This is a genomic window from Hippea jasoniae (assembly GCF_000744435.1).
Classification (GTDB): Bacteria; Campylobacterota_A; Desulfurellia; order Desulfurellales; family Hippeaceae; genus Hippea; species Hippea jasoniae.
In genome coordinates this window covers 85,168-97,229 of the sequence record NZ_JQLX01000010.1, presented here as the reverse complement: position 1 = coordinate 97,229, position 12,062 = coordinate 85,168, and the positions used below count along the sequence as shown (strand labels likewise).

The following is a 12,062-nucleotide window of genomic DNA, read 5'->3' as shown; positions in this document are numbered from 1 at the left end:
GCCAATCACCCCTTTTTGTAGTTTTTTTTACACTCAACAGAGCAAAAATATACTATCTCACCGTTAAATTTAATTTTCTTAACAGCAGCATGTTTGGGCAGATAAACACCGCATGTTGCACATTGCACAAGCTCCTCTGGATGCTTGCTTGAGTTTGGCGCGTGTTTTTTTGGAAAAATTGCATCAAGAATATTATCCACACGCTTCTTAAACGAATAAAGCGTAACAAACAAAAAAAGCAAAAATAAAAAGAATAACAGCTTTAGCATCAGCTCAACAATCCATTAATAATAAACTCGGCTGCCTCATCCTCGGTTAATCCTTTAGCCATCAAGGTTTCAAGCTGATCCTGCTTGATTCTACCCACACTTGCCTCATGTGTAAGCTCAGCCTTATCATGCTTTACTTTAAGCAGTGGTAGCGTGGACACCTCAACCTCATTACCCCTGACAATCTCGTTGCACTCTATATGACCTCTGGCATAGGCTGCCTCACCGTATGCCTCATTCACCACATGCGCCTTTGTTCTATCCGTTGCAAAAACAGTGGATTTGGCAATACCCGATGAATTTTCTCCTTTTAGTCTCAAAATCTCTTTTATGTCTATAATATCATCCTCTCTGCCGTAAATCTTGCTTTCTAAATTTGCCTTTGCGTTTTTCAAAAGTTCTATATCCATCACGACATTAATTCTGCCCACTCGGGTTTTTGTCTCATAAAACTTGCTGGCAAAAAATGAGTTTTCGTCGATCTTCATTCTTGTTATTGTTTCAACAAAAACGCCGCCTCCTTCATCGTGAAAATGCTCATCCTCATAAACAACAAATGAGTTTTTGCCTATATACATATCGCTTTCCATGTAGTGGTGCAGCTTTTCAACCTTTGTCAATATACAATGCGACTTGAATTTTACCTTAACATTATCACCGATAATGTAGTTAAACCTCAAAATCTGCTCACCTTTCTTTTTCAAAAACCCCGTGCAGAGATGAACAGGCACAGGGATTATAGTGTTATCCTCTATCTCTACATCTATCATCACAAGCCCATCAGAACGCTCCTTTGATGTAATGTGCATACTCTTAACAGAATTCAAACCCACAACCTTATTACCGCTTACGATAATCGTTGCAACGGCAGGGTTTCTTAGACTATTATCTTTGGTGTTTTTTTCATATATTTCAACTAACTGCTCAAATTCCTTTTCGTATCCTTTAACAATATCCATCAATCTTCCTCCAGATAGTTTATATGACCGCAGCTATCACAGGTTTTTTCATAATACTCAACTATTTTTTCACTTTTACCTTCCAAAAACACCTTGCCTGCACAGATCAGGTAAGAATATCCGCAGTTGAGCGCTATCTCTTTTCTGTGAGTGATCACAATAACAGCTGAACCACGTTCCTTCATATAATTAATCACATTAACAATCATATCCAGGCTCATGATATCTATGCCGCTGTCTGGCTCATCCATTATCAAATAATCAGGCTTTAGAAGTATGCAGCTTGCAAGCTCGACCTTTTTTCTTTCGCCCCCTGATAGCTTTTTATCCACATAGCGTTTCATATACTTGGCTGGCTCAAGATTAACAAGCTTCAACGCCTCTTCAATTTCATCTTTTGAAATCTTTTTGTTTAACTTTAAGTAATTTTCAACCGTTATACCCTCAAAACGGGCTGGCTCCTGCCACAGAAGCGTTATACCTTTTTTAGCCCTTTGCGTTGGTCCAAATTGCGTTATATCTTCACCATCAAGCAAGATCCTTCCCTCTTGCGGTTTATAATCGCTCAAACCCATAATGATGTAGCCTATTGTTGATTTGCCCACGCCGTTGTTGCCTACAATACAATAAACCCTGCCCTTCTCAAACTCCATATTGATACCCTTGATGATTTCTGTGGAGTTTTTTGAGTATCTTATATTCTCTAACTTAAGCATTCTGCCCCCTTTCCAAAAAAGCTTATTAAATAATAACGCTCTACAGTTCAAGGTCAAGTTTTTTGAGCTTTTCTATCTCATCGCGATACTTGATAGCGCTTTCAAAATCCATCTTTTTAACTGCATCCTGCATCAATTTCTTTAGTTTTTTAATCCTCCTTGGTATCTCGTCCTTTTCAATAGCAATATCAACATCAACAACCTCATCAAGATAATCAAGATTACACATCTTAAGCATCCTGTTATCTTTGCTTTTTTTGATGCTTTTTGGCGTAATATTGTGCTTTTTATTGTATTCAAGCTGAATCTTGCGCCTTCTTTGTATCTCATCAATCGCCCTCTGCATCGAATCTGTGATTCTGTTGGCATAAAAAATTACCTTCGATGTGGCGTTGCGTGCCGCCCTGCCTGCTGTCTGTATAAGACTCGTTGTGCTTCTTAAAAAACCCTCTTTATCGGCATCAAGAATAGCCACAAGGTTAACCTCAGGTATGTCAAGCCCCTCCCTTAAAAGATTCACACCTACAATACAATCAAATTTATCGTTTCTTAAATCGGAAATAAGCTTTGCCCTTTCAATGGCATTGAGCTCTGAATGCATATACTTTGTCTTTAGACCCAATTCGTTGTAGTATTCACTCAAATCCTCTGCCATTCTCTTTGTTAATGTCGTAACAAGCACCTTACCGCCTTTTGAGACAGCCTTCTTGATTTCTGAGTACAGATCATCAACGGCATTATCCATCGGTTTAACCTCAACAGGTGGCTCAGCAAGCCCTGTAGGTCTGATTATCTGCTCAACAACCTCACCTTCTGAGAGTTTAATCTCAAACTCCGCAGGTGTTGCAGATACAAAAATCACCTGATCCCAGCGCTGCATAAGTTCCTCAAACTTTAGCGGTCTATTATCCAGAGCCGAAGGCAGCCTGAATCCGTAATCCACAAGTGTCTTTTTTCGTGAATAATCACCGCGATACATACCCATAAGCTGCGGAACCGTTACATGCGATTCATCGATAATGGTTAAAAAATCATCGCCAAAATAATCTATTAAAGTGCCTGGCGGCTCACCCTCTTTTCTATTTGAAAAATGCCTCGAATAATTCTCTATACCCGCACAGGTGCCTGTCTGCTGAATCATCTCAAGGTCAAAATTCACCCGCTCCTCTATCCTTTGAGCCTCAACAAGCTTGCCTTTTGACTTAAAATACTCAATCCTCTCCTTTAGCTCCCTTTTTATACTCTCAATCGCCCGTTCTTTTTTCTGTTTTGTGGTAATAAAGAAGTTGGCTGGAAATATGGCAACGGAGTTTCTTTCCTCTATAACCTTACCTGTAAGCGGATCAAACATAAGGATTCTATCAACCTCATCATCAAACAACTCAATCCTTATGGCAAGGTTTCTCATATAGGATGGGTAGATATCAATCACATCACCCCTGACCCTGAAATTACCTCGCTCAAAGGCTATATCGTTTCTAACATAAAGCAGCTCAACAAATGTCGACAGAATCTCTTTGCGTGATAGCCTATCACCAACATTTATATAAAATGCCAGTGAAGAGTAATCCTCCTTTTCGCCTGCTCCATAGATACACGACACACTTGCAACAACAATAACATCCCTGCGGGTCAACAAACTCATAACGGTTTTCTGTTTGAGCCTGTCTATTTCATCGTTTATTGATGAATCCTTGGCAATGTAGGTGTCTGTGCGGGGAATATATGCCTCAGGCTGGTAGTAGTCGTAGTAGCTTATAAAATACTCAACGGCATTCTCAGGAAAAAAGCGTGAGAATTCATTATAAAGCTGGGCTGCAAGTGTTTTATTGTGTGAAATAACAAGCACAGGTTTGTTAATTTGGGCTATCACATTGGCAATTGTAAATGTTTTGCCGCTTCCTGTAACGCCCAATAAAACCTGATATTTTTTGCCCTTTTTTAGATTATCAACAAGCTTTTTTATAACCTCTGGCTGATCACCTGCTGGCTTAAAATCGCTTTTTAGTTTAAAAATTCCCATCTATCTGTAGTTTTTGCGTCTAAATAGATCGGTTCTTTTTGAGATAATCCTGTCTATAAACAAAATTCCATCCAAATGGTCTATCTCATGCTGAATCACAACAGCCTCAAAACCCTCAGTGTCAAACTGTTTTTGCTTACCTTCAAGATCAATATACCTAACAGTAATCTTTCTTGCTCTATTGACATTACCCGTATAATCGGGAACACTCAGGCATCCCTCTCTTGTTTTAATTATACTACTCCATTCCAAAATCTCTGGATTGATCATAACAAGCTCACCGTGATTGATCTTCTGACCCTTTTTATTCTTCGATGCATCAACAACAACAATCCTTATTAGTTCACCAATCTGCGGGGCTGCAATACCCACGGTGTGGGAGTAGTAATGCATCGTATCAAGCAGATCCTTAGCTACGGCAATTGCATACTCATCAAGATCTTTTACCTCATCGCATATCTCTTTTAATCTTTTATCTGGATAAATCACGATATCCCTTACAGACATATCACCCTCTAAAGCTCATAGCTTTCTATTTTTCTTATAGAGTAGTCAACATCCAGTTTTAAGCAAACATCTTTTATAATATCGTTCAAAGCATTCTCAGAAATACCATCAGGTACATCAACCTCTAAAATCATAACATACATCGGTTTTTCTGATTTTGTCAGCCTCGTTCTCAAATCAAGGATATTTATGTTATGCTCTGCAAGAGCTTTTGAGACAAAATAAACGATACCCACTTTATCGGCACCATAGACAGAGATCGAATAGAGATTCTGCGGTTGTTTTGTGGTAAGTTCGCTTTCTTCAATCCTCCTTAAGGAAACACTCAACTTTAGCTTACCTCTTGCTTTTGCAAAAGCCTTTTTTAGTTCCAGCACACCGTAATTTTTACTGCTTTTTACAAGCAGCGTCATGGTAAACTGATTACCCAACAGCGTTGAGACAGAATCCTCAATGTTTATATGTTTTTCATATAAAACCTCTGCAACCGCAGCCACAATCCCCGGTTTATCCTCACCTATAACCGTTAAAGCATACAGGTATTTTTCAGACATAACTCACCTCCTATAGCAGAAAGATTGTATATACTGTGCATTTATAATTCAAATAAAAAAGGCGGCTTAAAGCCGCCTGCTAAATTGCCTAACAGGTGGGAGGGTTAGAACATATATGTCAGCTGGGCTGCAATTGTATCCTGATGCATCTTAACCGAAACTGTTTTGCCATAGAAACCTTGATATGCAGGGGCAACCTTTCCTGTCTGTTTATGCTCAAATGCATGTGCGTAGGCAAGTGATAGCTCCATATGGTCACCCAATCCAATTGTTGCACCAACTGTTGCATGCGTCTGAACAATTGCTGGTGCTATAATATTCATATACAAATCATCATCCTTTATTGGACTCTTTGCATAATTGAAACCAGCCCTCAAAGTAAGTGATTTTGTTGCCTGATATTCAGCACCCAAGGCAAATACCCACTGGTTATGCCAGTGGAAAGGCCAATTATCCATAGGAACCATAGCCCCTGTTGTGGTTGGTTTATTCATTCCACTTACGCTTACCTCATTCATAACATTATGGTAGTTAATCCACCTAACATCGGCCTCAAGCCTTAACGGTTCTATGGGTCTAAAGTTGATACCAAATGCAATCTGTTGAGGCATATCAAGTCGCATCTTAACCTTATCGCTATTAATCATCATACCGTCAGGCATTGTGTTCCATTCAAGCTTCTGCATCCATCTCTTAGACTTATAAACAAGTCCAACCATTATTTTATCGTTAAGTTTATATACCAAACCAAGATCAAAACCCACACCATAAGCGTTAGCTGTGTCTAATGAAGCTTTATAAGGATTAGGAGTACCTGCAGGCATTCCTGTGGTATCAAAATCCATTTCCAGACTCAAAGCCTGATAAACAAAGGCAGGTGCAAAACCAATTGCAAGTTGATCATTAACCCTGTAGGCACCACCAACAGATACTTCCATCATCTGCATCATAGAGTAAGCTTTTCTCAACATGCCAGAAGTTAACTTATTATTTTTCCAATCAACACCCATACCTGAAACACCGTACATACCCAGACCAAAAACAAAATGAGGTGTTCCACAATTACAACCAAGTGGATTGTATGCAAAGCCTGCCGCAGGAATCATAAACAGATTTGAATCACTCTTATGACCGTTTAATTTTCTTGGTGGCATAAAAGCAGCAGCACCAATATCAAATGTGGTGTTTTTTAGAAACGCTATACCTGCGGGGTTTTGCAGGATCGTTGAAGCATCCTGAGGATTTGCAACAACAGCCCCTGCCATACCAAGTGATTTTGCACCCGTTGCAATCATGTAGTAACCGTTTGTTGCATTTGATACAGCAGCACCACCAAAAATCAGACCAGCTGCTACAGCAACACTAAAGAACTTCTTCTTAAGACTCATAACAACCTCCTGTAAATTTTACTACTTACAAAAACATTTCGATAACTCTCTCACTGAAGACACATTAATTGATATAACTTTATAATATTTTTGTCAATAAAAAAAACATTTTTTGCATAAAAATCCTTGACTTTTTTAAAATTAAACATAAGTTCAAATCAGCAATAAAAAGGAGGTAAAAAATGAAAATTGCATTTCCCACCAACAACCTGAAAAAGATTTCAAAACACACCTCTCTTAGCAAATACTTTGCCATAATAGAGTTAAGAAACGGAAAGATTAAAGAAAGAGTTGCACTAAAAAATCCCATTATTGAGCTTGCAAAACAGCAGCATACACAAGAACCCCACCGCGGCCTTGGTGCAGGCAGAATTATACCTCAGATCCTTTTAGATTATGGCGTAAATCTATTTATATGCAACGAGATTGGCGAAAATATGCGATACAATCTAATGCAGGCAGGCATAGAGGTTAAAACAACCAATGAAACATCGATTAATGAAATATTAAATAAAATTTTGGAGGTTTGAGATGAACAGGATTTTTAAATGCGCTAACTGCGGCGCTGAGTTTGAAGAACCCTTTGGAACAGGCAGACCAACCTGCCCAAAATGCGGTTCGGATAATGTTTTTAGAATTGATGAATACAAAGGTGCCGGTGGCGGCATGGGCAGAGGTATGGGAAGAGGTTTAGGTAGAGGTACAGGAAGAGGAATGGGCAGAGGCATGGGTATGGGCAGAGGCAGAGGATGGAATTTTTAGGGGGAGTTGTTTTCTCCCCTTTTATTTTTTTACTTGAAATTTTCAATTTTTCGAATATAATAAAAAGTGAAAATTTAATTGTATGGAGGTGTAAAATGCTTGAGATGTTTAAACTACACAGGGAAATTGTGGATGGCATTAAAACGCTTGATGAAAATGAGAAGGAGTTTCTCTACAGCGCATTGAACATTCACGGTCATTTCTGCGGAGGCATGCCCATGGGATATTTAGCGGGTCTTGCAGGCTTAAAAGCCCTAAACACAACAAGAGAACTTAGCATGGACAAAGAGGTTGTGGTGTTTGTTGGAGAACATCATGCTGGTGGATGTTTTACAGATGGCGTTCAGCTTGCAACAGGCTGCACATTTGGCAAAGGTATCATGTCAAAAGATCCTCGCGGCAAATGGGCATATATGCTTATCGATAGAAAAAATCAAAAGGCTATCAAAGTCACGGTAAGACCAGAAATTATGAAAGCAGCCTTTGAAGCACCGTTTATCACAAAATACAGAATAAAGGGCATTCCTCCTGCTGAAGTTGATAAAGATGTGAGCATTCCTGCGTTTTTGGGTCTATTTAATAAACCCCTTGATGAAATCGTAAAAATAGAAGGTCCGTTTGACTATGAGGTTGATAAAACGCCATCTTGCTTCAATTTAGCTTTCTGTGAGAAATGCAAAGATGCCGTGGCTGAAAACTACTTAAGGGTTGAAAATTCAAAGAAAGTCTGTCTTGATTGTTTCACCTATTACAAAAGGTAAGGAGAAACAACCATGCCACCTTCAATCACTATTTTAGGTTTAACTTTTGCAATAATCTGGGCTGCCTCCTTTTTGTTTGCCATGCTGGGTCTTGGGGGAGGCATGGTTTATGTACCCGTCATGAAATGGCTGGGCTTTGATCTAAAGACCGTTGCCATACCTCTTGGATTGCTTTTGAATGGCTTAAACACTGGCCTTGCCATGATTCCCTACCACAAAGCCAAACTGATCGACTACAAAGGCGCACTGCCCTTTGCTTTATCGGCTATTATCGGTGCGCCTATCGGAGCTTATGTTGTTCAGTTTTTACCTGTAAGGGTAATTTTAATTTTATTTATTATAGCCGTTTTAGCTGCTGCAACAAAGGTGTTTATATCCACAAAAGCACCGGATGAGGATAATCTTATAGAGTTCAAAAAACGCTTAATCTATGGAGGATTTTCTGGATTATTAATCGGTTTTATAGGCGGTATGTTGGGTATTGGTGGAGGATTTTTAGCAGCTCCAATATTAATGACAATGGGTTATGGGGCAAAAAGGGCTGCAGCCACAACAGCCTATGTCGTTACCTTTTCATCTGCCAGTGGTTTTCTGGGCCATGTAGCAGAAGGGCATTTTGACCTCACCACAACAGCTGTTCTTGTCGTTGCGGTTTTATTGGGCTCGCAGCTTGGTGCACGCTTTACAGTGAAGAAAGCAAAACCCAAGACAATCAAAACAATTTATGCTATAATTTTATACCTTATAGCTGTAAAGCTAACTTTAGGACTGTTTGGGGTGAGGTTTAAATGAAAGATATGAAGCATTTTGAGCTTTTAGCCGGGGTGGGAAAGGCTATCGACCACCCCCTGCGTATTGCCATAGTCCAGTATCTACTTGAGGTGGGTCAACCCAAATGCGTCACCCATCTTGCAGATAAGTTTAACAGAACCCAGTCGATTATCTCAAAAAGCCTTGCAAAACTTGAAAGTGCCGGGCTTGTTAAACGCTACAAGGTGGGTGTATTTGTAAGATACGGCATACCGGATGTGGAAAAAACAAAAACATTGCTTGAGTGTTTGAATTATTTTGCCCAGAAAAAGGCAGAGTACCACTCGGCTATTCTGGGTGAATAGACTCTCTTGCAATACAATATGCAAGCTTAAGCGCATCTTTGTGTTCTTTAACATCATGAACTCTAAAGATGCGCGCCCCTTTGATATAAGCCACTACATTACTGGCTATAGTACCATAAAGTCTTTGTGTGGGTTTTTCTATATTCAGCGCTGCGCCAATAAAACTCTTCCTTGATGTGCCAATCAGAATCGGCCTGCCCCAGACCTTAAAGCCCTCTAAGTGATTAATAATCGTTAGATTATCGTCAAATCTTTTGCCAAAACCGATACCCGGGTCAAGTATAAGCCTTTCAATATTGATGTTAGCCTTTTCAATTTTTTTAATGATATTTTCAAATTTTGAATTGATTTCTGCAATCAGATGGCTGTATATGGGGTTTTTCTGCATATTCTTTGGCGTGCCCTTGATATGCATGGCAACAATACCGCAATCTGAATCCTTCAAAACATCCACCATTTTATCATCAAAACTCAAACCGCTTATATCGTTTATAATATCGGCTCCGGCATCAAGTGCTCTTTTTGCAACTTCAGATTTGTAGGTATCAACAGAAACAATGACATCAAAACGCTTCTTTATAGCCTCAACAACAGGCAACACCCTCTTTAGCTCTTCATCCAGCCCCACAGCCTCTGCATTCGGTCTTGTTGACTCACCACCAACATCGATAATATCAGCACCCTCTTCAATCATTTGTTGAGTATGCTCAAGCGCCTTATCAAGACTGTTAAATTTGCCTCCGTCAGAAAATGAATCGGGTGTAACATTTAAAATACCCATGATCAAAAAGTTATCTTTTAGAATAAATCGCTTATCTTTAAAGGCAAATACCACCTTCTCTTTCAATGCATTTTTAAGGTAAGTCTCAAGTTTTATGCCAACTGTTTTTAAAAATTCAAAATCCTGTTTTCTTAGTTTTTCAGCAAGCCTTAAAAGCCGCTTTACATCGCCAAAAATCAAACAGTTAGTGATTCTGGTTTCTGCTGTTATAGTGCTTTTTTCAACAGCCACATCACAACCTATCGATAAAGCTTCCTGCTTTAAAATATTTGCATGGTAGAATTTACAATCAAACACCCTTGTTGTGTAGCATAGGGCTTTTTTATCCATAAGAGAAAAGGCTCGTGTATCAACACCAATACTCTCAAACTCCTTTTTTATATCTGAAAGATTGTCAAATCTAAGCAGCTCTATCATCTTCCAACCCCAATATCTCATCTATCTCTTTTGCTTCGACAACCTCTTTTTCAAGCAGCCTCTGGGCTAACTTTTCTATCTTTTCTCTGTTTTCTTTAATGATGTTTACGGCTATCATGTAGCCTTCTTCTACTATTTTTCTCACCTCAGCATCTATCTGGCGCGCTGTTTCTTCTGAAAATGTTCTCCTTACCGCTATATCCCTGCCTAAAAACACCTCTTTGTTTTCATCCGATAAGTGAAGAGGCCCAAGCGAACTCATTCCCCATTCACACACCATCCGTCTTGCGATATCTGTTGCTCTTTCAATATCGTTGCCTGCTCCGGTTGTAATAGAGCCTATCATAACCTCCTCAGCTGCCCTACCGCCCATCAATACGGCAATTCTATTGAGCAGATACTCTTTATCGTAGGTGTATTTATCATCCTCTGGCAACTGCTGCGTTACACCTAAAGCCATACCGCGCGGTATGATGCTTACTTTATGAACAGGGTCTGTATTTGGAAGCATCTTTGCAACAACAACATGACCAGATTCGTGGTATGCAGTTATCCGTTTTTCTCGATCGCTTATTATTACATTCTTTCTTTCAGGACCCAGTAAAACCTTATCCTTTGCAAGGTCAAAATCTTCCATCTCTACCTTTGTTTTGTTTCTCCTTGCGGCAATTAAGGCAGCCTCATTGACCAAATTTGCAAGGTCTGCGCCAACAAAACCGGATGTTGTTTTGGCTATAACCTCAAGGTCAACATCCTCTCCAAGGGGAATCTTTTTTGTATGAACCTTCAAAATCTCAAGCCTACCCCTTACATCAGGCTTTGGCACAACAACTCTTCTATCAAATCTGCCCGGTCTTAACAGTGCCGGGTCAAGTACATCAGGTCTATTTGTGGCAGCCATAACAATTATATTTGTATCCGTTTGAAAGCCATCCATCTCAACAAGCAACTGGTTAAGCGTCTGTTCCCTTTCGTCGTTGCCTCCACCTATTCCAGCACCCCTTTGTCTGCCCACGGCATCTATCTCGTCAATAAATATAATACATGGTGCATTTTTCTTTGCCTGATTGAATAGATCTCTAACCCTGCTTGCACCAACACCCACAAACATCTCGACAAAATCTGAACCACTTATCGTTAAAAACGGCACACCCGCCTCGCCTGCAACAGCTTTGGCTAAAAGTGTCTTACCTGTTCCAGGTGCACCAACAAGTAGCACGCCTTTTGGGATCTTTGCCCCTATCTTTGTAAACTTTTTCGGGTTCTTTAAAAACTCTATAACCTCAAGCAGTTCATCTTTTACCTCATCAACACCTGCAACATCCTTAAATGTTATTCTATTTTTTGGGTCGCTTATAAACATTCTGACATTGCTTTTGCCAAACGATAGCGCCCTTCCTCCCCCTCTATTCATCTGATTCATAAAATAGAACCACAGGAAAATAAACACCAGCATCGGTGCCCAGTAGATTAGTATATTTGTAAGTAGAGAATTGTTTTCTTTGGGTTTTAGATTAACATCAACACCTTCTTTAACAAGCTTGTCTGCAACAGTTTTAACATCCGGCACATATGTTTTATACCGCTTATTATCCGTTGTCGTAATGTAGGCGTAGTTGCCTTCAAAATGCGCCGCTTTTATCTGCTTTGAGTCAACAAGACTGACAAAATGCGTATAATCAAGATTTGAATAGGTGTAGTTTTTGGTATTAAACATATTAAACAGCAAAACCATCAGCATAATTATTATCATCCATAAGAATGCGTTGCGGTATACAGGCGACATTTAACCCTCCACTAAAAAAATCTC

Annotated in this window: 14 protein-coding genes; 5 read left to right on the top strand and 9 right to left on the bottom strand. The window is 39.6% G+C overall.

Features of this window, described 5'->3' with window-relative positions:
* Positions 1 to 5: 5 nt before the first annotated feature.
* From EK17_RS01210 to EK17_RS01180, 7 genes are all read right to left on the bottom strand, one after another.
* A complete protein-coding gene (locus tag EK17_RS01210) occupies positions 6 to 269 on the bottom strand; it encodes a PP0621 family protein (protein ID WP_035586796.1) in 264 nt (87 codons plus the stop codon).
* A complete protein-coding gene (locus EK17_RS01205; RefSeq protein ID WP_035586794.1) occupies positions 269 to 1,228 on the bottom strand; it encodes a SufB/SufD family protein in 960 nt (319 codons plus the stop codon). The genes EK17_RS01210 and EK17_RS01205 overlap by 1 nt, the downstream gene beginning before the upstream one ends.
* A complete protein-coding gene (locus EK17_RS01200) occupies positions 1,228 to 1,944 on the bottom strand; it encodes an ATP-binding cassette domain-containing protein (protein WP_035586793.1) in 717 nt (238 codons plus the stop codon). Before EK17_RS01200 ends, EK17_RS01205 begins: the two co-directional genes overlap by 1 nt.
* 40 nt (positions 1,945 to 1,984) lie before the next feature.
* Positions 1,985 to 3,967, bottom strand: coding sequence for an excinuclease ABC subunit UvrB (gene uvrB / locus EK17_RS01195; protein WP_035586792.1), 1,983 nt, complete (start codon positions 3,965 to 3,967; stop codon positions 1,985 to 1,987).
* On the bottom strand, positions 3,968 to 4,474 hold the full coding sequence (gene def, locus EK17_RS01190; RefSeq protein ID WP_035586790.1) for a peptide deformylase: 507 nt from the start codon (positions 4,472 to 4,474) through the stop codon (positions 3,968 to 3,970).
* 8 nt (positions 4,475 to 4,482) lie between these two features.
* Entirely contained in the window at positions 4,483 to 5,028 is a 546-nt protein-coding gene (locus tag EK17_RS01185) for a glycine cleavage system protein R (protein WP_035586788.1), read from the bottom strand.
* 104 nt (positions 5,029 to 5,132) lie between these two features.
* Positions 5,133 to 6,416, bottom strand: coding sequence for an OmpP1/FadL family transporter (locus EK17_RS01180; protein WP_035586785.1), 1,284 nt, complete (start codon positions 6,414 to 6,416; stop codon positions 5,133 to 5,135).
* Between the two features lie 182 nt (positions 6,417 to 6,598).
* On the opposite strand from EK17_RS01180, the gene EK17_RS01175 reads away from it, so the two are divergent.
* The 5 genes from EK17_RS01175 to EK17_RS01155 all read left to right on the top strand — a co-directional run bounded on the left by EK17_RS01175 (position 6,599) and on the right by EK17_RS01155 (position 9,054).
* The gene (locus EK17_RS01175) at positions 6,599 to 6,946 is read left to right on the top strand and encodes a NifB/NifX family molybdenum-iron cluster-binding protein (RefSeq protein ID WP_051904338.1); all 348 of its coding nucleotides are present in this window, start codon (positions 6,599 to 6,601) and stop codon (positions 6,944 to 6,946) included.
* Between the two features lies 1 nt (position 6,947).
* A complete protein-coding gene (locus EK17_RS01170; protein ID WP_035586783.1) occupies positions 6,948 to 7,178 on the top strand; it encodes a hypothetical protein in 231 nt (76 codons plus the stop codon).
* A 95-nt stretch (positions 7,179 to 7,273) separates the two neighbouring features.
* Complete coding sequence (locus EK17_RS08890; protein WP_198018119.1) at positions 7,274 to 7,939, top strand: FmdE family protein; 666 nt, start codon at positions 7,274 to 7,276, stop codon at positions 7,937 to 7,939.
* 81 nt (positions 7,940 to 8,020) lie between these two features.
* A complete protein-coding gene (locus tag EK17_RS01160) occupies positions 8,021 to 8,731 on the top strand; it encodes a sulfite exporter TauE/SafE family protein (RefSeq protein WP_232229297.1) in 711 nt (236 codons plus the stop codon).
* Positions 8,728 to 9,054 carry an ArsR/SmtB family transcription factor gene (locus EK17_RS01155; protein ID WP_051904337.1) on the top strand — a complete coding sequence of 109 codons (327 nt, stop codon included), beginning with the start codon at positions 8,728 to 8,730 and terminating at the stop codon, positions 9,052 to 9,054. Before EK17_RS01160 ends, EK17_RS01155 begins: the two co-directional genes overlap by 4 nt.
* Here the strand turns inward: EK17_RS01155 and folP are convergent.
* On the bottom strand, positions 9,038 to 10,252 hold the full coding sequence (folP, locus tag EK17_RS01150) for a dihydropteroate synthase (RefSeq protein WP_051904336.1): 1,215 nt from the start codon (positions 10,250 to 10,252) through the stop codon (positions 9,038 to 9,040). The two genes, EK17_RS01155 and folP, sit on opposite strands and share 17 nt — an antisense overlap.
* On the bottom strand, positions 10,236 to 12,038 hold the full coding sequence (ftsH, locus tag EK17_RS01145; RefSeq protein WP_035586781.1) for an ATP-dependent zinc metalloprotease FtsH: 1,803 nt from the start codon (positions 12,036 to 12,038) through the stop codon (positions 10,236 to 10,238). The genes folP and ftsH overlap by 17 nt, the downstream gene beginning before the upstream one ends.
* Positions 12,039 to 12,062: the final 24 nt, after the last annotated feature.